This is a genomic window from Hydrogenophaga sp. IBVHS2, assembly GCF_002127215.1.
Taxonomy (GTDB): Bacteria; Pseudomonadota; Gammaproteobacteria; order Burkholderiales; family Burkholderiaceae_C; genus Hydrogenophaga.
On the sequence record NZ_NFUT01000003.1, the window covers coordinates 97,401 to 119,525 of the forward strand.

20 protein-coding genes are annotated in these 22,125 nt (G+C 68.9%); 4 read left to right on the forward strand and 16 right to left on the reverse strand.

All coding sequences use genetic code 11. The features are described from left to right. Positions 1–14: 14 nt before the first annotated feature. From CAP38_RS09715 to CAP38_RS09725, 3 genes are all read right to left on the reverse strand, one after another. On the reverse strand, positions 15–551 hold the full coding sequence (locus CAP38_RS09715; protein ID WP_086121212.1) for a hypothetical protein: 537 nt from the start codon (positions 549–551) through the stop codon (positions 15–17). Next, positions 548–892, reverse strand: a complete 345-nt coding sequence (locus CAP38_RS09720) for a hypothetical protein (protein ID WP_143435808.1) — start codon at positions 890–892, stop codon at positions 548–550. Before CAP38_RS09720 ends, CAP38_RS09715 begins: the two co-directional genes overlap by 4 nt. Before the next feature lie 153 nt (positions 893–1,045). Beyond that, on the reverse strand, positions 1,046–2,653 hold the full coding sequence (locus tag CAP38_RS09725) for an iron ABC transporter permease (RefSeq protein WP_086121214.1): 1,608 nt from the start codon (positions 2,651–2,653) through the stop codon (positions 1,046–1,048). A gap of 55 nt (positions 2,654–2,708) precedes the next feature. Here CAP38_RS09725 and CAP38_RS09730 point away from each other — a divergent pair, with 55 nt between their 5' ends. After that, positions 2,709–3,830, forward strand: coding sequence for an ABC transporter ATP-binding protein (locus CAP38_RS09730; protein ID WP_086121215.1), 1,122 nt, complete (start codon positions 2,709–2,711; stop codon positions 3,828–3,830). Positions 3,831–3,835: 5 nt separating this feature from the next. On the opposite strand, the gene CAP38_RS09735 is transcribed toward CAP38_RS09730, so the two are convergent. After that, the gene (locus CAP38_RS09735) at positions 3,836–4,309 is read right to left on the reverse strand and encodes a copper chaperone PCu(A)C (protein WP_086121216.1); all 474 of its coding nucleotides are present in this window, start codon (positions 4,307–4,309) and stop codon (positions 3,836–3,838) included. A 121-nt stretch (positions 4,310–4,430) separates the two neighbouring features. On the opposite strand from CAP38_RS09735, the gene CAP38_RS09740 reads away from it, so the two are divergent. Continuing rightward, positions 4,431–5,078, forward strand: a complete 648-nt coding sequence (locus CAP38_RS09740; protein ID WP_086121217.1) for a glutathione S-transferase — start codon at positions 4,431–4,433, stop codon at positions 5,076–5,078. Positions 5,079–5,087: 9 nt separating this feature from the next. Here CAP38_RS09740 and CAP38_RS09745 read toward each other — a convergent pair whose 3' ends face one another. Genes CAP38_RS09745 through CAP38_RS09770 form a run of 6 tightly spaced genes read right to left on the reverse strand, consistent with a single transcriptional unit; the run spans position 5,088 to position 9,620 of the window. Continuing rightward, positions 5,088–5,834 carry a 1-acyl-sn-glycerol-3-phosphate acyltransferase gene (locus tag CAP38_RS09745; protein ID WP_086121218.1) on the reverse strand — a complete coding sequence of 249 codons (747 nt, stop codon included), beginning with the start codon at positions 5,832–5,834 and terminating at the stop codon, positions 5,088–5,090. Continuing rightward, positions 5,831–7,147: a dihydroorotase gene (locus CAP38_RS09750; protein ID WP_086121219.1), complete on the reverse strand. Its 1,317-nt coding sequence runs from the start codon at positions 7,145–7,147 to the stop codon at positions 5,831–5,833. Before CAP38_RS09750 ends, CAP38_RS09745 begins: the two co-directional genes overlap by 4 nt. 2 nt (positions 7,148–7,149) lie before the next feature. Continuing rightward, positions 7,150–8,112, reverse strand: coding sequence for an aspartate carbamoyltransferase catalytic subunit (locus CAP38_RS09755; RefSeq protein ID WP_086121220.1), 963 nt, complete (start codon positions 8,110–8,112; stop codon positions 7,150–7,152). Beyond that, entirely contained in the window at positions 8,109–8,624 is a 516-nt protein-coding gene (gene pyrR, locus CAP38_RS09760; protein ID WP_086121221.1) for a bifunctional pyr operon transcriptional regulator/uracil phosphoribosyltransferase PyrR, read from the reverse strand. Before pyrR ends, CAP38_RS09755 begins: the two co-directional genes overlap by 4 nt. A gap of 5 nt (positions 8,625–8,629) precedes the next feature. Then, positions 8,630–9,049, reverse strand: a complete 420-nt coding sequence (gene ruvX / locus CAP38_RS09765) for a Holliday junction resolvase RuvX (RefSeq protein ID WP_086121222.1) — start codon at positions 9,047–9,049, stop codon at positions 8,630–8,632. Then, positions 9,033–9,620, reverse strand: a complete 588-nt coding sequence (locus CAP38_RS09770) for a YqgE/AlgH family protein (protein ID WP_086121223.1) — start codon at positions 9,618–9,620, stop codon at positions 9,033–9,035. The genes ruvX and CAP38_RS09770 overlap by 17 nt, the downstream gene beginning before the upstream one ends. A gap of 53 nt (positions 9,621–9,673) precedes the next feature. Between CAP38_RS09770 and CAP38_RS09775 the strand changes: the two genes are divergently transcribed. After that, positions 9,674–11,149: a deoxyribodipyrimidine photo-lyase gene (locus CAP38_RS09775; protein WP_086121224.1), complete on the forward strand. Its 1,476-nt coding sequence runs from the start codon at positions 9,674–9,676 to the stop codon at positions 11,147–11,149. Between the two features lie 23 nt (positions 11,150–11,172). Here CAP38_RS09775 and CAP38_RS09780 read toward each other — a convergent pair whose 3' ends face one another. From CAP38_RS09780 to CAP38_RS09805, 6 genes are all read right to left on the reverse strand, one after another. Then, positions 11,173–17,013: an Hpt domain-containing protein gene (locus tag CAP38_RS09780; protein WP_086121225.1), complete on the reverse strand. Its 5,841-nt coding sequence runs from the start codon at positions 17,011–17,013 to the stop codon at positions 11,173–11,175. Positions 17,014–17,057: 44 nt separating this feature from the next. Continuing rightward, entirely contained in the window at positions 17,058–19,307 is a 2,250-nt protein-coding gene (locus CAP38_RS09785) for a methyl-accepting chemotaxis protein (RefSeq protein ID WP_086121226.1), read from the reverse strand. Between the two features lie 54 nt (positions 19,308–19,361). Continuing rightward, on the reverse strand, positions 19,362–19,892 hold the full coding sequence (locus CAP38_RS09790) for a chemotaxis protein CheW (protein WP_086121227.1): 531 nt from the start codon (positions 19,890–19,892) through the stop codon (positions 19,362–19,364). Between the two features lie 23 nt (positions 19,893–19,915). After that, positions 19,916–20,317 (reverse strand): PleD family two-component system response regulator, encoded by a 402-nt coding sequence (locus tag CAP38_RS09795; protein ID WP_086121228.1) that lies wholly within the window; start codon positions 20,315–20,317, stop codon positions 19,916–19,918. Beyond that, positions 20,317–20,712, reverse strand: coding sequence for a PleD family two-component system response regulator (locus CAP38_RS09800; RefSeq protein ID WP_086121229.1), 396 nt, complete (start codon positions 20,710–20,712; stop codon positions 20,317–20,319). The genes CAP38_RS09795 and CAP38_RS09800 overlap by 1 nt, the downstream gene beginning before the upstream one ends. Before the next feature lie 123 nt (positions 20,713–20,835). Then, positions 20,836–21,009, reverse strand: coding sequence for a rubredoxin (locus tag CAP38_RS09805; RefSeq protein ID WP_086121230.1), 174 nt, complete (start codon positions 21,007–21,009; stop codon positions 20,836–20,838). Between the two features lie 154 nt (positions 21,010–21,163). Between CAP38_RS09805 and CAP38_RS09810 the strand changes: the two genes are divergently transcribed. Next, positions 21,164–22,105, forward strand: coding sequence for a bifunctional hydroxymethylpyrimidine kinase/phosphomethylpyrimidine kinase (locus tag CAP38_RS09810; protein WP_086121231.1), 942 nt, complete (start codon positions 21,164–21,166; stop codon positions 22,103–22,105). The last annotated feature ends 20 nt before the right edge of the window (positions 22,106–22,125 follow it).

Sequence of the window (22,125 nt, forward strand, 5' to 3'; positions counted from 1 at the left end):
GCAAAGCACGGGCCTCAGGCGTCCACCACCTGACGGGCCACCGGGTCTCCGAAGTACTGGGCGAGGTGATCCCGGAAGGCCTCCATGAGCTCGTCCCAGGCCAGGGAGGGCGGATGCTCGAAGATCAGCTCCATGAAGACGTCTGCGCCCTTGAGACCGCCCATGGTCTGGAGGAAGGTCTGGATGGCGAACAGGCGCTCCAGCCGCACCTGCTCCAGCGTGGCGGGAGCCCCTTCGGGCGGTGCCGGCACGACGTACCGGCTTTCGAAGGACAGGAAGTCCTGCAGGCGGGGCAGTTCCTGGACCTTCAGGTCGTCGGGGGCGGCCAGATCGAACCACTGCCAGCGGCGCAGAAGACGCGCATGCCTGAGCAGCATCAGGGCTTCGGCGCCCTTCCGCAGGCGACCGCTCACATGCACGAGTTCGCCTTCGCTCAGCCACACCGTGACGATGTGGGCGGCCGAACCGGAAGCGGTCATCACCAGCAGCAGCATGCCGGATCGGCGATCCCGGGCGAGCTGCTGCAGCAGGCTGTACAGCGGCTCGATCACTGCGGCGCCTTGACCTTGAGCAGCGACTTCAGGGAGCGGGCGAACTGGCGCAGGCCGTTGGCGATGAACAGGAAGCCGATGAGGATGATGACGCGGTGAACCAGTTCGTTGGCTTCGGTGCCGACCTCGAACACCTCGAACAGCACGGTCTCGATCAGGTGGGCAAAACCCAGGACCACGGCGCCGATGGACACCTGCCGCAAGGTGGACCCGACCGCACCCCGCATCTGCATCTGGCGTGCCGTGGCGGCCATCCAGAAACCGGCAGCGATGAGCACGACATCCAGTGCATAACTGGCCAGGTGGAGGTATTCGTTCAGGTGGTTCATAGGGTGGTTCATGAAGGATCCTTCGATGGAGCCGCCACCATAAGACTACTTAAACACTAAATTGACGGGTGACGGTCGACGGATACTAGTTTTTTGGAATTCATTTTTGACATCCGGACCTGGCCACTGGCGGGGCCGGACTCACCGGCCATCGGACGATGGGCTTCAGCGGGCACGCAGCGTGCGGCTGAGCAGGATCACCGGAATCAGCCCGACCAGCACCAGGGTCAGGGCCGGCAGGGCGGCTTCACCGAGTCGCTCGTCCCGGGCGAGCTGGTAGGTGACCACGGCCAGGGTGTCGCTGTTGAAGGGCCGCAGCACCAGGGTGGCGGGCAGTTCCTTCATGACGTCCACGAACACCAGCAGCAACGCGGCCAGGGTCGCACGGCGCAGCAGCGGTGCATGCACCCGCAGCGCCAGCGCCAGGCCGGTGGTGCCCAGCATGCGGGCCGAGTCGTCCAGGCTGGCGGGAATGCGCGCATAGCCGCTCTGCACCGACTGCAGCGCCACCGCGGTGAAGCGCACCAGGTAGGCCCAGACGATCCCCAGCGCCGTGGCGGTGATCCAGTAGCCCACCGAGGTCTGCGGCCAGACGGATTGCACCCAGCCCACCGGCAGCAGCAGGCCGACGACGATGACCGCGCCCGGCACGGCATAGCCCAGGCTGGCAAGCTGCACCGTGCTGCGGGTCAGGGCACCGGGGCGGGTGCGCGCGGCCAGGGCCAGCAGCAAGGCCAGCACCGTGGCCAGGGCCGCCGACAGGCCGGCCAGCCACACGCTGTTGAGGGACCACTGCACGAACATGTGCCAGGGCAGATCGTCCCAGCCGCCCACCAGCGGACGCAGCATGAAGAGCACCGGCAGCACGAAACCGGCCAGGATGGGCAGCAGGCAGACCAGCACCGCCAGCAGGGCCGGCGTCCCGCGCAGGCGCACCGGCTGCGCTTCCTGGCTGCCGGCGCGCTGGCCGCGCAGCGATGCGAACCGCATGCGGCGCTGGGCACGGTGCTCCAGCCAGAGCAACACCGCCACGGTGAACAGCAGCAGGGTCGCGAGCTGGGCGGCGGCCAGCCGGTTGTCCATCGCCAGCCAGGCCTTGTAGATGCCGGCGGTGAAGGTCTGGATGCCGAAATAGCTGGCCACGCCGAAATCGGCCAGGGTTTCCATGAGCGCCAGGGCCACCCCGGCGGCCACGGCCGGTCGGGCCAGCGGCAGGGCCACCTCGCGGATGCGCCGGCCCAGCGGTGCACCCAGCAGCCGCGCGGCCTCCATCAGCTGGGCGGCCCGTTCGGCCAGGGCGGTGCGGGCCAGCAGGTACACATACGGGTAGAGCGAGAAGGTGAACACCCAGACCGCACCGGCGGTGTTGCGCACCTCGGGGAACACCCGGCCCCGCAGGCCGAAGCTCTCGCGCAGCCAGACCTGCAACGGCCCGGAGAACTGCAGGAAATCGGTGTAGGCATAGGCCACCACATAGGCCGGCATGGCCAGCGGCAGCAGCAGCGCCCATTCAAAGACACGGCGCCCCGGAAAGTCGAACAAGGTCACGGCACTGGCGGTGAGCATGCCCACCACCGCCACGCCCAGGGCGACGGCCACACACAGGAGCAGCGAGGTGGCGGTGTATTCCGGCAGCACCGTGCCGGCCATCTGGCGCAGCACATCCAGTGCTTGGGCGTCAAAGCTGAGCCAGGCCCCCGAGAGCGACAGCACCGGCAGCACCAGCAGCAGGGCGAGCACGATCAGGGGCGGCACGAACAACCAGCGCGGCATGGACTTTGACCTCGGTCAACACAAATGAGAATTGTAGTTATCTACAATCGTCCTCATGTTCCTCGACGTCTCCCAGCTCCAGGTCCGCTACGGCCAGCAGCCCACTGCAGCGGTGGACGGCGTGAGCCTGGGTCTGCGCGCCGGCGAGATCGGCGTGCTCATCGGCCCCTCCGGCTGCGGCAAGACCACCCTGCTGCGCGCGGTGGCCGGTCTGGAACGGGCCAGCGGCGGACGCATCGTGCTCGGGGGCGAGACGGTGAGCGAGCCCTCACGCCACGTGCCGGCCGAACAGCGCCGCATCGGCATGGTGTTCCAGGATTACGCCCTGTTCCCGCACCTGGACGTGGGCCGCAACGTGGCCTTCGGCATCGACCGCCTGCCCCGCCGCGAGCGCGAGGCCCGGGTGACCGAGGTGCTCAAGCTGGTCGGCCTGGACGGCCTGCAGTCCCGTTATCCGCACGAACTCTCGGGCGGCCAGCAGCAGCGCGTGGCCCTGGCCCGCGCGCTGGCGCCCAATCCGCGCCTGCTGTTGCTGGACGAGCCTTTCTCCAACCTCGATGTCGACCTGCGCGAACGCCTGGCGCACGAGGTGCGAGGCATCCTGAAGGCGGCCAACGCCACCGCGCTGTTCGTGACCCACGACCAGCTCGAGGCGTTCGCCATCGGCGACCGCATCGGTGTCATGCACGAAGGCCACCTGCACCAGTGGGACGACGCCTATGCGCTCTACCACCGGCCGGCCACCCGTTTCGTGGCCGAGTTCATCGGCCACGGGGTGTTCGCTCCGGCCCAGATCCGCCTCGATGGCCAGGAGGTGTCGGTCCAGACGCCGCTGGGCCGGCTGCAGGATGTGGAGGAGTGCCCCCTGCCCACCGCCTACGAGGCCGGCCTGTGCGATGTACTGCTGCGGGCCGACGACATCGTCCACGACGACGATGCGCCGGTGAAGGCCCAGATCATCCGCAAGGCATTCCGGGGCTCGGAGTTCCTCTACACGCTGCGGCTGTCGTCGGGCGAGGTGCTGATGACGCACGTGCCGTCCCACCACAACCACGCGCTGGGCGAATGGATCGGCATCCGCGCCGAGGTCGAGCACGTGGTGACGTTCGAGCGCGGGGGCGGGGCCGCCAGTCCGCCGGCCTCGGGCGTGGCGCGCCAGCCGGTCTCGCCGGCCTGAATCCTTCAGTGCTTGTGGCCGGCCTGGCCACCGTGGGCACTGCCATGGCCGGCCGGCATGGCCATCGCCCTGGCCTTGACCTCCAGGTTCTGGCGCTTCCCGTCGGGCGACTCCAGGGTCAGGTTGATCGGCAGCACGTCACCCGCCTTCACCGGGGCCTTGAGGTCCATCAGCATCACATGCAGGCCACCCGGCTTGAGTTCCACCGCCTGACCGGCCGGCAGCGACAGGGCCTGGACCGCACGCATCTTCATCACGTCCTTGTCCATGAACATCTCGTGGATCTCGACGATGCCGGCCGCCGGTGAACTCACCTCCACGACCTTGAGCGGGCTGGCGGCCGTGAGCTTCATGTAGGCGCCGGTGGCCGACTGCTGGGACACGGTGGGCCGGGCCCAGGCGTCCTTCACATCGACAGTGACACTCTGGGCAAACGCGGGCGCAGCGGCCAGCAGGACGGTCAGGAACAGGGATTTCATGGCATGGACTCCAGGGGGTCGGAAACGGGACCGGGGCAGTGTATCGCCGCCCCGGTCATGCACGCGACTCGGTCCGGTGCGGCTGCGCCCTAGCATGTGGTTCTTCCACAGGAGACACCCCATGATCCAGCTCTGCGGCTTTGCGGCCAGCAACTATTACAACAAGGTCAAGCTGGCCTTGCTCGAGAAGAACGTGCCTTTCGAAGAGCAGCTGGTCTGGGTCGGACAGACCGATGCCGCCGCCAGCCCGCTGGGCAAGGTGCCCTACATCGTGACCCCGCAGGGTCCGATCTCGGAATCGACCGTGATCCTCGAGTACATCGAGCAGGCCCATCCGCAGCACCCGCTGCTGCCGGCCGACCCGTTCGCCGCCGCCAAGGTGCGTGAACTGGTGCGCTACCTCGAACTGCACCTGGAGCTGGTGGCCCGCAACCTCTACCCCGAGGCCTTCTTCGGCGGCAAGGTGAGCGACGCGGCCAAGGAGAAGACGCTGGCCCAGCTGGAGAAGAACATCGCGGCCTTCGCCACGCTGGCGCGCTTCGCGCCCTTCGTGGCCGGCGACAGCTTCACCCTGGCCGACTGTGCCGCCGCGGTGCATCTGCCGCTGGTGGGCAGCGCCACCAAGGTCATCTATGGCCGCGATCTGCTGGCAGGCCTGCCGGTGCGGGACTACCTGCAGCAGATCAACGAGCGCCCCGCCGTGGCCCGGGTCAATGCCGACCGCAAGGCCAACACGGCGCTGATGATGCAGCGCGCCAAGGGCGGCTGACCCGGCGGGTCAGAGCGGTTCGCTGCGACGCAGCCGCTCGACCTCGTCGCGGGCCTGCTGGGCCCAGGTGCGGCGGTCGCGGCCCAGGCACTCCTCGGGCAGACCGTAATGCACCACGGCCTGCAGGCCGTCGGCGCTCAGCACGTTCCAGATCGAGGCCACCAGCGTGGTGTCGCCCACGAAAACCGGTGCCGGATGCGGCCGACCGGTGGCGGCATCGATGAAGGCCAGACCGACCGGCAGCACCGGGGCACCGGCCGAAATGGCCGCCTGGAACAGGTTGGCATGGAAAGGCAGCAGCTCCGATCCGTCGCCGGTGGTGCCCTCCGGGAACACCGAGATCACGTCGCCGGCCTGCAGACGCTCGGCCACGTGGTGCACCACACGCATCGCATCACGCCGTTTCTCGCGCTCGATGTAGAGCGTGCCGGCACCCGTGATGAGGGAGCCCAGCAGCGGCCAGTGGCGCGCATCGGCCTTGGACACGAAGCGGCTCGGCCGCGCCGCATTCATGACGATGATGTCCAGCCAGCTGGTGTGGTTGGCCACCTGCAGCAGCGGGCCACCGGTGGGCACCTCGCCCCGCACCGACAGCGCCACCCCCAGGATGCGCAGCAGGCCCCTGGACCATTCACGGACCACCAGATCGGTCTGCGCCGGTGTGAGCCGTCCGAATTCGGTGCGGATGATCCACAGCCCGCGCACCACATGCCACAGGGCATGCAGGGCCCGGCCCAGCGCACGCAGTGTCTTCACGCGCCGGCGTCCGCGTAGGCCACCTGACCACCCACCAGCGTGGTCTTCACACGGCCCGGCAGCTCATGCCCCTCGAACGGGGTGTGTTTGCCCTGGCTGCGCAGCGCCGCCGGGTCCACCCGCACCAGCGCCTCGGGATCGAACACGCACAGATCGGCCACGCCACCGACGGCCAGCCGGCCCACGCTGGCCTGCAGCGTGCCCAGGCGGGCGCCCAGCACCTGTTGCGGCCCCTGGGTGAGCACCGCCAAGGCCTTCATCAGGTCATGGCCGTCCTGCTCGGCCCAGCGGCAGGCCAGGCCCAGCAGCAGCTCGACCGCCGTCGCACCGGGTTCGGCCTCGGCAAAGGGCAGCACCTTGGCATCGGCGTCGACCGGGTTGTGGTCCGACACCAGGGCGTCGATGGTGCCATCGGCCAGACCGGCGCGCAGGGCATCGCGGTCGCGCTGCTGCCGCACCGGCGGCTGCAGGCGCAGGCGGCTGTCGTAGTAGCCGATGTCCACATCGGTCAGGTGCAGGTTGTGCACGCTCACGTCGCAGGTCACGGCCAGGCCGTCGGCCTTGGCCTGGCGCACCAGGGCCAGACCGGCGGCGCTGCTGATGCGGCACAGGTGCACGCGCGCGCCCTGCCCGCCACTGCGGATGCCGCGCATCAGCTCGAACAGGGTGTGCAGCGCAATCGTCTCGGCCGCTGCCGGCACGCCCGACAGACCCAGGCGGGTGGCCAGCGGACCGCTGGCGGCCACGCCCTTGCCCAGCCAGGCATCGTTGGGCCGCAGCCAGACGGTGTAGCCGAAGGTGGCGGCGTACTGCAGGGCCCGCTGCAGCACCTGCGTGTTGAGGATGGGCACCTCGGCCTGACCGAAGCCGATGCAGCCCGATTCGGTGAGTTCGGCCATCTCGGTCAGCACTTCGCCCTGCAGGCCCCGGGTGAGCGCTCCCACCGGGAACACGCGCGCCAGATGCAGCTTCTCGGCCCGGAAGCGCAGCATGTCGACCAGACCGGGCTCGTCGAGCACCGGGTCGGTGTCGGGCGGGCAGATCAGCGAGGTCACGCCACCGGCCACGGCGGCGGCCATCTCGCTCTCGAGCATGCCGGCGTGCTCCTGGCCGGGTTCACGCAGCCGCACCGACAGGTCGACCAGGCCAGGGGCCACCACGCAGCCGCCGGCGTCGATGGTGCGGTTGGGGTGGAAGTCGGACGCCACATGGCCGATGGCGATGATGCGGCCGGCGGCCACCGCCACGTCGGCCACTTCGTCGCGGCCGGAGGCCGGGTCCAGGACACGACCGTTCTGGATGAGGATCTTCATGGTCAGGCTTCGTTGCTGGCGACGATGGACATCACGGCCATGCGGACCGCAATGCCGAAAGTGACCTGGGGCAGGATCACGCTCTGGGGTCCGTCGACCACGGCCGAGTCGATCTCCACGCCGCGGTTGATGGGACCCGGGTGCATGACGATGGCGTCGGGCTTGGCCCAGCGCAGGCGCTCGGGCGTGAGCCCGAAGCTCTTGAAGTACTCCTGGCTGGACGGCAGCAGCGCGCCGCTCATGCGCTCGTTCTGCAGACGCAGCGCAATGACCACGTCGCAGCCCTTGATGCCTTCTTCGAGCGTGTGGCACACCCGCACACCCATGTGCGAGAGATCGGACGGCACCAGGGTGCGCGGGCCGACCACACGCAGGTCGGGGCAGCCCAGGGTGGTGAGCGCGTGGATGTCGGAGCGGGCCACGCGCGAATGCAGCACGTCGCCCACGATAGCCACCGACAGGTTGGTGAAGTCGCGCTTGTAGTGGCGGATGGTGAACATGTCCAGCAGCCCCTGGGTGGGGTGGGCATGGCGGCCGTCTCCGGCGTTCACCACATGCACATGCGGCGCCACATGCTGGGCGATCAGGTAGGGCGCACCCGACTCGCTGTGCCGCACCACGAAGATGTCGGCGGCCATGGCGCTGAGGTTGGCGATGGTGTCCAGCAGCGACTCGCCCTTGGCGGTGGAACTGCGCGCGATGTCGAGGTTGATGACGTCGGCACTCAGGCGCGTGGCCGCGATCTCGAAGGTGGTGCGGGTGCGGGTGCTGTTCTCGAAGAACAGGTTGAACACGCTCTTGCCGCGCAGCAGCGGCACCTTCTTGACCTCGCGGTTGCTCACGCTGGTGAAGCTCGCGGCGGTGTCCAGGATGTGGGTGAGCAGGTCTCGCGACAGGCCCTCGGTGGAGAGCAGATGGATCAGCTCGCCGTTGCGGTTGAGCTGCGGGTTGCGGCGGGCACTCATGGCTGACGGGCCTCCAGGTTGAACCTCAGCTGGCCGTCGTCGGTGCGGGCCAGCGACAGGGTGCGGTCGGCCGGCACCGGCAGCCGCGCGGCGGCCAGGTCGGCCTGGATCGGCAGCTCGCGGCCGCCCCGGTCCACCAGCACCGCCAGCCGCACGCTGGCCGGGCGGCCGTGGTCGAACAGCTCGTTGAGCACCGCGCGCAGGGTGCGGCCGGTGAACAGCACATCGTCGATCAGCAGCAGGTGGGCGCCGTTCACATCGAAGGGCAGCGAGGTCTGGCGGGCATGGGCCAACCCGCGCTGCGCAAAGTCGTCGCGGTGCAGGGCCGAGGACACGATGCCCGGCTCGCCGCTGCGGCCCAGATCGCGCTGCAGCCGTTCGGCCAGCCAGGCGCCACCCGAGGTGATGCCCACCAGCTGGGTGGGTTGCGGGCCGCCGGCCAGCAGGGCGGTGACGCCGCTGCGCAGCGCGCCATACAGCGCCTCCGCGTCGGGCAGGGGGTAATCCGGCATGGGATTCAAGGCAGGCTCCTCAGGAACTGTTCCAGGATGATGCAGGCCGACGCCGCATCGGCGTCGGCGGCACCCAGGGCATGGGCTTCGGTGGTGCTGTAGCGTTCGTCCACCTCGAACACCGGCAGGCCGTGGCGGCCGCGCAGCTGGCGGGCAAACCGGCGCGCCAGGGCCGTGTTCTCGTGCTCGGCACCGTCGGGATGAAAAGGCACGCCCACCACCAGGGCATCGGGCTGCCAGTCGCGCAGGATGGCGGCCACCTGGGGCCAGCGGGCATCGCCTTCGGCCCGCAGCGTGGGGCGCGGGGTGGCGGTGCGGGTGAGGCGGTTGCCGGTGGCCACCCCGGTGCGCTTGCGGCCCACGTCGAAGGCGACGAAGGTCTGGCAGTGTGCGGGCACCGCGATGGCGTCAGGCGTGGCCGGCATCGCGGGACAGCATCCAGGGTTGCAGGCCCAGCAGGGCCATGGCGCGTTCGTAGCGCTGGTCCACCGGGGCCTCGAAGATGATGGCGGGATCGGCCTGCACCGTGAGCCAGGAGTTCTCGGTGATCTCGGATTCGAGCTGGCCCTTGGCCCACGAGGCGTAACCCAGCGACACGAACACCCGCCTCGGCCCGGCCCCCAGGGCCATGGCCTCCAGCACATCACGGGAGGTGGTCATCTCCAGGCCGCCGGGAATGGTCAGGGTGGAGGCATACACCCCCTCGCCGTCGTCGCCCACCGCGTCGTGCAGCACGAAGCCGCGCTCGGTCTGCACCGGGCCGCCCTGGAACACCGGCTGCAGGGCCAGATCGTCGCGCCCCAGGGCGAGATCGACCTTCTCGAACAGGCGCGGCAGCAGGATCTCGCCGGGCTTGTTGATGATCAGCCCCAATGCACCCCGCTCGCTGTGCTCGCACATGAACACCACGCTGCGGCCGAAAAGCTCGTCGCTGAGGCCGGGCATCGCAATCAGGAAATGATTGGTCAGGTTGATGGGGGCAGAATCAGCGGGCATCGGCGGATTTTAAGCCGCCACCCCCACCCTTCCTGCCCCGCGGGCCTCCCGACATGCAACGCTTCGACAGTGGACTCATGTGGTTCCGGCGCGACCTGCGCGCCTCCGACAACACTGCCCTGCACCACGCCCTGGCCAGCTGCCGGCGCGTGTGGTGCGTCTTCGTGTTCGACCGCGACATCCTCGATCCCCTGCCGCGTGCCGATCGCCGGGTCGAGTTCATCCGCGAATCGCTGGTGGAGCTCGACGCCCGGTTGCGCGAGATGGGTCAGGCCCATGGCGTGGAGAGCGCCGGCCTGATCGTGCTGCACGACACCGCCCGCAGCGCCATCCCGGCGCTGGCCCAGCGTCTGGGCGTGCAGGCGGTGTTCACCAACCACGACGACGAGCCGGCCGCCCTGGCCCGCGATGCCCGGGTGCTGGGCGACCTGGCCCATGCCGGCATCATCCTGCGCAGCTTCAAGGACCATGTGATCTTCGAACGCCGCGAGGTGCTGACCCAGGCCGGCGGGTGCTTCGGCGTGTTCACGCCCTACAAGAACGCCTGGCTCAAGGCCCTGCGCGACGAGCACCTCAAGGCCTGGCCGGTCGAGCCGCTGGCCGGCGCGCTGGCGCCGCGACCGGCCGAACATGCCAGGCCGGTGCCCACGCTGCAGGACATCGGCTTCGAGCCGACCAACCTGGCGCAGCTGCCCATGCCCACCGGCGCCCGCGGCGCACAACGCCTGCTTGACGATTTCGTGCAGCGCATCGACCGGTACCAGGAAGCCCGTGACTTCCCGGCCATCAAGGGTCCCAGCTACCTCAGCGTGCACCTGCGCTTCGGCACGGTGTCGGTGCGGCAGCTGGCCTCGCTGGCCTGGCCCATGCACCTGCAGGGCATGGCCGGCGCGAGCAACTGGCTCTCCGAGCTGATCTGGCGCGACTTCTACCACCAGATCATGGCCAACTTCCCGCACGTGACGGAGCGGGCCTTCAAGCCGGAATACGACCGCATCGCCTTCGAGCACGGGGCCAGGGCCGAGGCGCTGTTCCAGGCCTGGTGCGAGGGCCGCACCGGCTACCCGCTGGTGGATGCCGCCATGGCCCAGATCAACCAGACCGGCTACATGCACAACCGCTTGCGCATGGTGGTGGCGAGCTTCCTGGTCAAGGACCTGGGGCTGCACTGGCAATGGGGCGAGCGCTACTTTGCAGAAAAGCTGATCGACTTCGACCTGGCCGCCAACAACGGCGGCTGGCAGTGGGCCAGTTCCAGCGGCTGCGATGCCCAGCCCTACTTCCGCATCTTCAACCCGGTGAGCCAGAGCGAGAAGTTCGATGCCCAGGGCAGGTTCATCCGCCGCTACCTGCCGCAGCTCGAGGGCCTGTCGGACAAGTCCATCCATGCACCGTGGGCTGCACCGGCGATGGAGCGGCTCTCAGCCGGCGTGGAACTGGGGGTGAACTACCCGCACCCGGTGGTCGACCACGCGCTCGCACGGGAGAAGACGCTGGAGCGCTACGCCGTGGTCAAGAAGGCCGCCTGAGGGCCTTCTCCACCCGGCTCCGGTCAGCCGGCCTCGGCCGGCGCGTGGGCGTAGCGGGCCACCAGGGCCAGCAGATCGTCTTCGGCGTAGGGCTTGCCCAGGTAGTGGTCCACGCCGAGTTCCCGTGCGTGGTCGCGGTGCTTCTCGGCAATGCGCGAGGTGATCATGATCACCGGCAGGCCCTTGAGGGACGGGTCGTTGCGGATGTTGCGCACCAGGTCGAAACCGTCCATGCGCGGCATCTCGATGTCCGACAGCACCACCGCGGGCCGCTCGGCCTGCAGCCGCTCCAGTGCCTGCAGGCCATCGGCGGCCAGCGCCACGCGGTAGCCCTCGCGCTGCAGCATGCGCTGCGTGACCCGGCGCACGGTGATGGAATCGTCCACCACCAGCACCAGCGGCACGCCGGCCACCACCGCGTCGGACGCGCTGCCTGCGGGTCCGCCCGCTGCCGGGGCGGCCAGCCTTGCAGCCACCCAGCCACGCACCTGCTCGCCGTACACGGTGGACAGGGCCACCGGGTTGTAGATCAGCACCACCGCGCCGGACGCCAGCACCGACATGCCGGCCAGGCCGGGCAGGCGCGAGAGCTGAGCACCCAGGTTCTTCACCACGACTTCCTGGCTGCCGAGCACCTCGTCCACATGGACCGCCACCCGCTGGGCCGCACTGCGGAAGATGACCACCGGCAAGGTGCGGCCCTGGGTCTCCGTGGAGGCCGCAGAGGCCTGCAACAGGGCACCGGACCAGTAGAACGGCACCGACTCGCCGGCGTAGTCCATCTGGCCGCTGGCATAGGCAGCTTCCAGTTCGGCCGCCGACACCCGCCGCACCAGTTCGACCAGGTTGGAGGGCACACCCACCGTCTGGTCACCCGCGCGCAGCATGACCACCTGCGTGACCGCCGTGGTCAGGGGCAGCACCAGCGTGAAACGCGTCCCTTCGCCGGCACGGCTGGCGGTCTCCACCCGACCACCCAGGCCCACGACATCGCTGCGCACCACATCCATGCCGATGCCCCGGCCCGCCAGTTCCGACACGCTCTGCGCCGTGCTGATGCCAGGCTCGAACACCAGCTGGGCCACGCGCGGATCGGCCGCCGGCACGCTGTCGTCGATCAGGCCGGCGGCCATTCCCTTTTCGCGCAGGCGGTCCAGGTCGAGGCCGTTGCCGTCATCGGCAAACACCACCGACACATCGTTGAGTTCCTGGGTGAGCGTGATCTCGATCCGGCCCTCGGCAGGCTTGCCCCGTGCCGCACGCACCTCGGGCGCCTCGATGCCGTGCACAACACAGTTGCGCAACAGATGTTCGAACGATGCGGTCATGCGGTCGAGCACGCCCCGGTCCATCTCGATGTTGCCGCCGGTGATGTCGAGCCGCACCTGCTTGCCGGTTTCCTTGGAGGCCTGCCGCACCACGCGGTAAAGGCGTTCGGAGATGCCCTCGAACTCCACCATGCGGGTGCGCAGCAGGTCGCGCTGGAGTTCGCGTGTCTGACGGGCCTGGGCGACCAGGCTGTCTTCGGTCGATTCCACCGCCCGCTGCAGGTTGCGCTGCACCGTGGCCACGTCGTTGACCGACTCGGCCATCATGCGGGTGAGTTCCTGCACGCGGGTGAAGCGGTCGAACTCCAGCGGATCGAACGACTGGTCGGCGTCGCGCGCCTGGGCCAGCCGGGACTGCATCTGGGATTCGGCCTGCAGTTCGATGTCGCGCAGCTGCTGGCGCAGGCGATCGAGGTTGCCGGTGAGGTCCTTGAGCGATGCCCGCAGGGTCACGAGTTCGGACTCCATGCGCGACCGGGTGATCAGCACTTCGCCGGCCTGGTTGACCAGCCGGTCCAGCAGCTCCGGGCGCACGCGCACCGCACTCTGGTTGCGGGCCGCCAGCGCCACGGGCGCCTGCGGCGTGGTCAGGCCGGTCAGTCCGGTGCTGGTGCTGACGGTGGCGATCGGCGCCGGCGGGGCGGTGGCCGCCTCAGGCTCGGTCTCCAGCCCGTCGGCCACGGGCAGGGCCGAGGTGTCGCCCTCGGGCGCGGTCTGCAGCACGTCCTGCGCGGCCTCGGGATGGCGCAGCTGATCGAAGCGGGCGACGATGGCATCGAATGCTGCCTGCAGCGGCTCGATGTCGGTCGAGCGCTGCACGTCGGAGCCCAGCCGCTCGGCCACGGTTTCCATGCGGTGGGCCATTTCGCCCAGGCGCAGCGCGCCCGCCAGCCGGGCACTGCCCTTGAGCGTGTGCAGGTTGCGCAGCACCTCGGCCCGCGCACTGGCGTTGTCCGGGCGGGCGCTCCACTGCCGCAGTGCGCCCGCGAGCTGGGGCAGCAACTCGTCGGCTTCCTCGCTGAAGATGGGGAACAGATCGACGTCGATGGTGTCGACGGCATCGATGTCGTCATCGATGTCCTGCACCGCAGCGGCCCGCCGCTGGACCGGCCTGGCCGGCTGCACGGCGGTGGGCAGGGGGGATTCGGGTGCCTGCACCGGCTGCGCCGGTTCCTGTGCCGTGGCGGGTTCGTCGGCTTCCTCGATGGCGGTGTCGGTGATGCCATCGGACGACACCCCCAGATGCGCCTGGCTGGCCGCCTCGCGCACCGCGGCCAGCAGACCGGCGTCCGGTTCCTTGAGGAATCCGGCCGCGAACTGGTGCAGAAGGCGCCGGATGTCTTCGGCGGCATCGACGAACAGGCGCGCCAGCGAGGTCGATGCGACAAAGCCGTCCTGCTGGTGCGCGGCCACCATGCCCAGGGCATGCTCCAGCGCGCGGGCCATCTGCGACAGGCCGTCGAACCCGACCGTGGCCGAACTGCCCGCCAGCGAATGGGCCAGGGCCTCGGCGGCGTCCGGCACCGGCTCATGGCTCTCCAGCGCCCATTCGGACAGCAGGGTGCTCAGGCGGCGGGACCACTCGTCCGCCTCGTTGAGATACACGTTGAACAGCTTGAGCCCGATGCGCAGCGGGCCGATGACCCGAACCTGCTCGTCGGACGGCTCGTCCGGCAGGACTTGCGGCTCGGGCGTGTCGATCGGCGCCCCGCTCAGCTCGATGGCCTCCACGGACTCGACGAACTCGACCGTCTCTGTCACTGCCGGCACCGCCACCGGCTCGTCCACCGGATCGGGCTCGAGGAATTCGGCGTCGTCGTACGAGGCAAAGATGGACTCGGGCGCGGCCGTCTCGGACCTTGCCTGCGGTTCGGGTTCGGTTGCAGCGGGCGCGGCGGGTGCGGGATCGGCGAAGGCCTCGAGACTGCCCAGATCGATGTCCGCCAGTTCGGGCAAGGGCACCGGATCGGCCGGCAGGTCGGGCAGGGGCTGGGTGTCGAGATCGATCACCTCGACCAACGGGTCGTCGGGCTGCTCCGTCTCGACGGCGGGGGTCTGGCGCATCGGCTCCAGCGGAACCGGCGCCGACTGGTCGCGCAGGGCTTCTGCGCTGCGGCGGAACGCGTCTGCGGTCCATACCGAGGTGCGGCCGGCTGCGATGTCGTCGGCCCACTGGCCGAAGGCCTGCAGCGCCTGCGACGACAGGTCGAGCAGATCGCTGCCGGCTGCGCGTTGCTCGGCCAGCGTGGCATTGAGCAGCTGCTCCATGGCCCAGGCTGCATCTCCGAACTCGCCCAGCCCCACCATGCGTGAACTGCCCTTGAGGGTGTGAAAGGCGCGCCGCAGGGTCGTGAGCTGCTCCAGATCGCGGCCCTGAGCACGCAGCTGGACCACGGCCTCCTGGCCGTTGCCCACCACTTCACGGGCCTCTTCCAGGAAGATGCCCAGCAGGTCATCGTCATCCACCTCGTCGGCGGTGGTGCCGGTGTCTGCCGGCACCGGCGCGCTGACGACGGTGGACGTGCTGAGATCCACCAGTGCCTGGGCTCCGGCCAACGGATCGTTGGCCACCACGGCGTCCGCGGCCTCCCGCGCTGCCCGGGCCACCGCCGGCTGATCGGCCAGCGAGGCCTGCTCGGCCAGCTGATCCAGCGCCTGGGTGATGTCGACCAGCGGCGTGCCTTCCTGCACGCTCTCCACCACCTCCTGCACCCCCTGGCTGAGCTCCAGCGCGTCCTGGGCGGGCGACGGTCCGGCCACGTCGGCGGAACCGACCCGGCCCATCACCGGCATGAGCTCGCCAGACTGGTCATCGAACACGAAGAGCTTGCGGGCCAGGGTGGGCTGGTAGTTCAGCATGTCCACCAGGAAGCTCAGGGCACTGAGGTTGTCGCCGAGCAGCTGGAAGGTGCCGGCGGCGCGCGCCTGAACCCCGTCGACCTCGGTGTCGATCATCTGCTCGACCGAGGTGCGCATTCGGGCCACCGCCTGGACCGCCTGATCAAGGCCCAGGACCGACAGCACGCCACGCATCTGCGCGAACTGGCTGGCGGCCACGTGCAGGCCAGCCTTGTCCTGGGGATCGCGGAAGAACTGGTCCAGCGCCTTCTCGGCCTCGCCCAGCGAGACCTTGAGTTCGCCCACCACACTGCCCATGGTCTGGCGGTCGCTGACCCGGCTGTAGAGCTGCTCCATCCAGACATCGAGCGGCTGGGCCGGCGCACCGGACATGGCACCGTCCAGGCGGGATGCCAACGCCTGGCTGCGCTCGGTCAGCTCGGTGGCGTCGGGGTCGAAGTCGTCGAACACCGCTTCCAGGTACAGGGTGACCGTGGCCACCTCCATCGCCAGTTCGGCGCTCACGCCGGTGGGCGAAGCGACGGCGTGCTCGGCGGCCCGCACCAGGGATGCTGCCAGCGCGGTGCTGGCAGGATGCAGCTTGAGCAGGGAATCGGCGATCAGGCCGATCTGCTCGTGCGCAGGCCGGGCACGGGCAGCGTCTCCACCGGCAAACAGGGACCAGGTCTCCTTGGCGGCATGGATGCGTTTGCGGGCCTGGGCCAGGATGGCCGGATCGTAGCGGCCGAGCGAAGCCTGCTGGTAGTCGACCGACGCCAGCCCCTGCAGACCATAGGCCTGACGCACCGTGTGCAGCTGGGGTGTGCGGGCTGCATCGGCACCCTGGGCCTGGGCACAGAAGAAGAGCAGGTCGTGCAGCAGGGTTTCGGACACCTGGGTCTTGCCCTGCTGGAGGCTGGTGAACTGCAGCAGCACGCGGGAGGTGGCCCGCTTCACATGCACGTCGGCCGGGATCAGGCCCGCTGCCTGGGCTTCGAAGAAGCCCGCGGCGACGCGCCAGAAGGTGCGCTGCCGGGGCGCGGTGGCACCCGCCGAGAGACCGGCACACAGACGGGCCAGCGACTGCAGCGATGCAGGGCTGTGGGTCTTGACCACCAGCAGCACCAGCCGGTCCAGCATGGACCGCAAGGTCGGGCTGGGCTGTTGCCCGGTCACGCCCTCGGGCGCGGGCAGCTCGATGCCGCGATGCTCGGCCGGCCAGAGGTCGGCCGGGTGGATGCGCTCGGCGCCGGCAACTTCCTGCACCTCGCGGTACTGGGGAAACAGGGCCACGGCCGGCAGCTGCCGGCCACGCAGGACCCGCTCGAGGTATTCGATCAAGGCAAAGCCGGCTCGCTCCACCCGGGCTGCCGCATCGGTCGTGCAGGCGTCGGGGCGCTGCACGAAGCGCTGCACGGCAGCCTCCATGCCGCGCAACACCTGGGCCGGGGCACTGAGCCCGACCAGCTCCAGGGCACCCACCGCCTGGTGGATCTGCTGCCGGGCCAGCCGCAGCGAAGCGGGATCGGCCAGCTCCAGATCGCCCTGGCGCGCCTGTTCGTGGTCCCTCAGGAACCGGCGGATGGCCTTGTTGGCGGCATCGAGCGATTTGCGGAGCTCCTCGAACACCCAGGCCAGCGGCCCCAGGTCTGCATCGGGGCTGTCCTTCGGTGCGCTGTCGGTGACGGGGTCAAGCATGGGCGTCCGTGGTGGGCTGGCGGGAGGGGGTCGAGCGGCGGGTCTCAGGCGATCTTGAAACGCGCCACGGACTGGCGAAGTTCTTCCGCCATGGCGGACAGTTCACGCACCTGCTGGGCCGTGGAACGGGTGCCTTCACCGGTCTGCTCGGTCACGGCAAAGATGTGCTGGATGTTGCCGGCCACCTCGTTGGCCGAATCGGCCTCGCGGGACGCGGCATCGGAAATCTGCTCGATCAGCTCGGCCAGTCGGCGCGACACGCGGTCGATCTCGGACAGTGCGGTACCGGCGTTGTCCGACAGCTTGGCCCCTTCCACCACACCCTGGGTGGAGCGCTCCATGGCGGCCACGGCGTCCTGGGTGTCGGTCTGGATGGCCTTCACCAGCGCGGCAATCTGGCGCGTGGCATCGGCGGAACGCTCTGCCAGACGCTGCACTTCTTCCGCCACCACCGAGAAGCCGCGACCGGCTTCACCGGCAGACGCTGCCTGGATGGCGGCGTTCAGGGCCAGCACGTTGGTCTGTTCGGTGATGTCGGAGATCAGTTCGGTGATCTCGCCGATCTCCTGGGACGATTCGCCCAGCCGCTTGATCCGCTTGGAGGTTTCCTGGATCTGGTCGCGGATGGCGTTCATGCCGCCGATGGCGTCCTGCACGGCCTGCAGACCGGATTCGGCGGCCTGCAGCGAGGCCCGCGCCACCTGGGCCGACTCCTGCGCCTGACCGGACACCTGGTTGATGCGCTGCGCCATGTCCAGCACCGACTGACCGGTTTCGCGGATCTCGCGCAGCTGTTCGGTGGAGGCCGCCAGCAGCTCGGTGGAGGTGGCTTCCACCGCCGAGGTGGTCTGCGCCACCCGGGTGGCCGTGGCCTGCACGTTGCCCACCAGCGATCGCAGTTCTTCCACCGTGTAGTTCACCGAGTCGGCGATGGCGCCGGTGATGTCCTCGGTCACGGTGGCTTCCTGGGTCAGGTCGCCTTCGGCCACCGTCTGGAGTTCGTTCATGAGCCGCAGAATGGCCGCCTGGTTGGCGTCGTTGATGCGTTTGGCGTCCTGCTCCTGCGCCTCGGCGGCGAGCCGCTGGGCTTCGGCCACGAGCTGGCGCTGCCGGCTGTCCTGCAGCTGCACATAGGCCAGACCGGCCGCGCACAACAGGGCAAAGGTGGCCGAGATCAGCAGTGCGGCGAATTCGGTACCGCCCAGACCCGAGCGCGACGACAGGCTCTCCTGCAGCTGCTGCAGGCCCAGCCGCAGCGGCTCGCTCTCGTTGACGATGCCCACCTGGGCCTCGCGGGCCGACACCAGGCCCTGCAGGTTGCCCAGGATGGCGCCGGCTTCGGTGCGGGTCTGTTCGTAGCGCTGCAACAGCGCGTTCAGGCGCTCCTTGACCTGCTCGTCGGTGGCGGGACGCAGGCGCAGCTCCTCGCTGCCCTTGAGCAGACCCTCGGAAATCTCCTTGAAGGTGTTGAGGTCCTTGCCCAGCAGGAACACGGCCTCCGGGCTCACGCCTTCGGCGGTCAGGAACTCGTTGGCCGACTTGCCGATGCGCTGGGTCAGCATCACCAGCTGGCCCGCCGCCGAGATCTCGGCGGCCGGCGCGTTCTGCTGCAGCTTGAGCGAGGAGATGGTCTCGGCGATCTCCAGCAGGTCGGACGACTCGCGGTTGACGGTGCGCAGTGCGTTGCCCACCTGGGTCAGGATGGCCTGCTGGGCCAGCACGGTGCGGGCGTTGGCTTCGGCCTGGTCCACCTTGGGCAGCAGGGTATCGAGCTGGGCACTGTATTCGGCACTCAGGGCGTCGAGCGCCATGTCGCCGTCGCCCTGCTTCAGGCCCCGCACGCTGCGGGTGAGCACGCTGATGCTGTCCTGCACCTCGGCAAAGGCCGACGGGCTGCCCACCAGCGCCTGGGACACGCTCTTGGCCAGTCGCTGCGACTGCATCAGGGCCTGACCGCTGGTGGCCACCTGCTGACCGATCTTTTCGGTCTGGCTCAGCACGAAGAAGGTGATGGCACCCAGCACCACCAGACCGAAGGCCAGCAGCACGGCCAGGGTTCGCTGGTGCTGTTCGGCCGGCTTGCGGCCCAGCAGCGGCACCGACACCAGTCCGCCCCCGGCGAGCAGCTGCTCGTCGTCCGGACTGAGGTCCACGGCACCGAAGGGCGCATCGTCCGTGGGAGCCAGACGGGCGGCTGCCAGCTCGGCCACGTCCTGGTCGGTCACGGTGGACAAGTCGGGCTCGTCAGCCGGTTTCTTCTTGAAAAGACCCTGGAATCGGTCAAGCGCGGCCATGTAATCACCTTCCCTGAGAAATAACGGATGACGTAGTGCAGACGGGCCAAGCCCTCAGGCAGCGATCAGGAGGAACCCGGGTTCGCTGACCAGCTGCTGCAGATCGATTTCGTGCCAGCGTTGACCCTGGCCATCCACCAGGGCACGCGTGATGAACGGCGGATCGTCCGGGCTGCGATCCTCGATGGCCGCGAACTGGCCCGGGCTGCGCAGACCCAGCAGGCGATCGATCCACAGCACGGCATTCAGGCCCAGGGCGGCATGCAGGCTCACCAGGCGCGACTCGGACGTGGTCCGGTCCGACGTGCCGGCCGAGGAGCCCAGGCCCATCAGGTGCGCCAGGTCGATGACGCCGTTGAGTCCGCCCCGCAGGTTGGCCACGCCCACGAACCAGTCCTTGGTGTAGGGCACCCGCTGGATCGGCGCCAGCGGAAAGATCTCCCCGGACTGCACCAGCGGCAACAGGAACCGGCGGCCGCCGGCCTCGATGGCCAGCCAGGTGGCTGCCACGGCCTCGGACCGGGCGACCGTCAGACGCTCTGCCAGCCTTTCCTGCAACTCCTTGAGCGACTGTCGTTTGGCCATGCTGGGCGGGGGTACTTGGGGTGTCAGGTCTTGGGGTTGTCGCCTTTGGCAATCGCGGCGATCTTGGAGAGGAGCTCTTCGGCGTTCACGGGTTTGGTGACGTAGTCACGCGCTCCCTGGCGCATGCCCCACACCCGGTCGGTCTCCAGGCTCTTGCTGGTGCACATGATGATGGGGATGTGCGCGTACTTCGGGTCCTTGCTGATCGCCCGGGTCGCCTGGTAGCCATTCTGGTTGGGCATGACGACGTCCATCAGGATGAGGTCGGGCTTTTCGGCGTCAAGCTGACCAAAGGCAGCCTCCGCGTTCTCGGCGGTACAGACGGTGTAGCCATTTTTTCCCAGCAGGTCCGAGAGGAACATCAGCTCGGTCTTGGAGTCGTCCACGACGAGGATCTTGCGAATGGGGGTCGGTGCAGTGGCCATCAAGCGACTCCGGTGAGGTTGGACCCGAACTGCTGCACCGCTTGCAGCAGCTGGTCTTTGGTGAAGGGTTTGGTGAGGTAGTCCTGGGATCCGACCATGCGGCCGCGCGCCTTGTCGAACACGCCGTCCTTGGACGACAGCATGACCACCGGAATGCCGGCAAAGCGCGCATTGCGCTTGATGATGGCGCAGGTCTGGTAGCCGTCCAGCCGCGGCATGAGGATGTCGCAGAAGATCAGGTCGGGCTGGTAGTCGTTGATCTTGGCCAGGGCGTCGAACCCGTCTTCGGCCAGAAGGACCTCGTGACCTCCCTGCTTGAGGAAGATCTCGGCACTGCGGCGGATGGTGTTGCTGTCGTCGACGACAAGGACCTTCAAGGGCGCTGCGTTGCTCACGGTGCGAGGACTCCCGGATGTTGGACCGTCAGGACTGGGATCGGCCGGATCGCGCAAATGTAGCGGTCATGTTAACGAGATAGCCACCCTGACTTACCAGGGCCGTGGTGCGCCGACGACAGGTCAGATCTGCACCATCTCGAAGTCTTCCTTGCGGGCGCCACACTCGGGGCAGGTCCAGTTCATGGGGACATCGGCCCAGGCGGTGCCGGGGGCGATGCCGTGCTCGGGTGCGCCGGCGGCTTCGTCGTAGATCCAGCCGCAGATCAGGCACATCCAGGTCTTGTTGTCGGTCATTTGGTCAGAAGCCCTATCGTAGAATGGCGCGATTGTATCGGCGCACCACGACGGTCCACGCCCCGGGGAAATCCGATGCACGGCCGCTGATTCCGGGTGAATGGACAGCCTCCTGGTGAACGCGAACCCCCTTGCCGGATGCACGTTGCGAGCCATGCCCGAAACCCCTCCCGATTCCCCCCGCGACGACAGCCACCCGCCCGCCTCCCTTCCCTGCGTGCTGGTCTTCAATGCCAACGACCCCAGCGGTGCCGGCGGCCTGAGCGCCGACCTCACCGCCATGAGCAGCGCTTCGGTGCATGTGCTGTCGGTGGTCACCGGTGCCTATGTGCGGGACACCAGCGAGGTGCACGATCACATCGCCTTCGACGAGGAAGCGGTGGTCGACCAGGCCCGCTGCGCGCTGGAGGACATGCCGGTGCAGGCCTTCAAGGTGGGGTTCGTGGGCACGCCCGAGAACCTCAGCGCCATTGCCGGCATCACCAGCGACTACACCGACGTGCCGGTGGTGGCCTACATGCCCGACCTGTCCTGGTGGGACGAGATGGCGATCGACACCTACCTGGACGCCTTCACCGAACTGCTGCTGCCCCAGACCACGGTCCTGGTGGGCAACCACAGCACCCTGTGCCGGTGGCTGCTGCCCGAATGGGAAGGTGACCGCCCGCCGAACGCCCGCGAGATCGCCCGCGCCGCCGCCGTCCACGGCGTGCCCTACACGCTGGTGACCGGCTTCAACGCGGCCGACCAGCACCTGGAAAGCCACCTGGCATCGCCCGAGTCGGTGCTGGCCAGCGCCCGGTACGAACGCTTCGAGGCCACCTTCAGCGGAGCCGGCGACACCTTGTCGGCCGCGCTGTGCGCCTTGATCGGTGGCGGTGCCGACCTGCAGTCGGCCTGCGCCGAAGCCCTGACCTACCTCGACCAGTGCCTGGACGCCGGTTTCCAGCCCGGCATGGGGCACGCCGTGCCGGACCGCCTGTTCTGGGCCCACGAAGACGAACCCGACGACGATGCCGCCGATCCGCAGCAGGACGCCGGCACCGACAGCACCCTGGATGCCGACGATTTCCCGCTCGACACCACCCGCCATTGAGCAGAACGCCACCTCCCTAC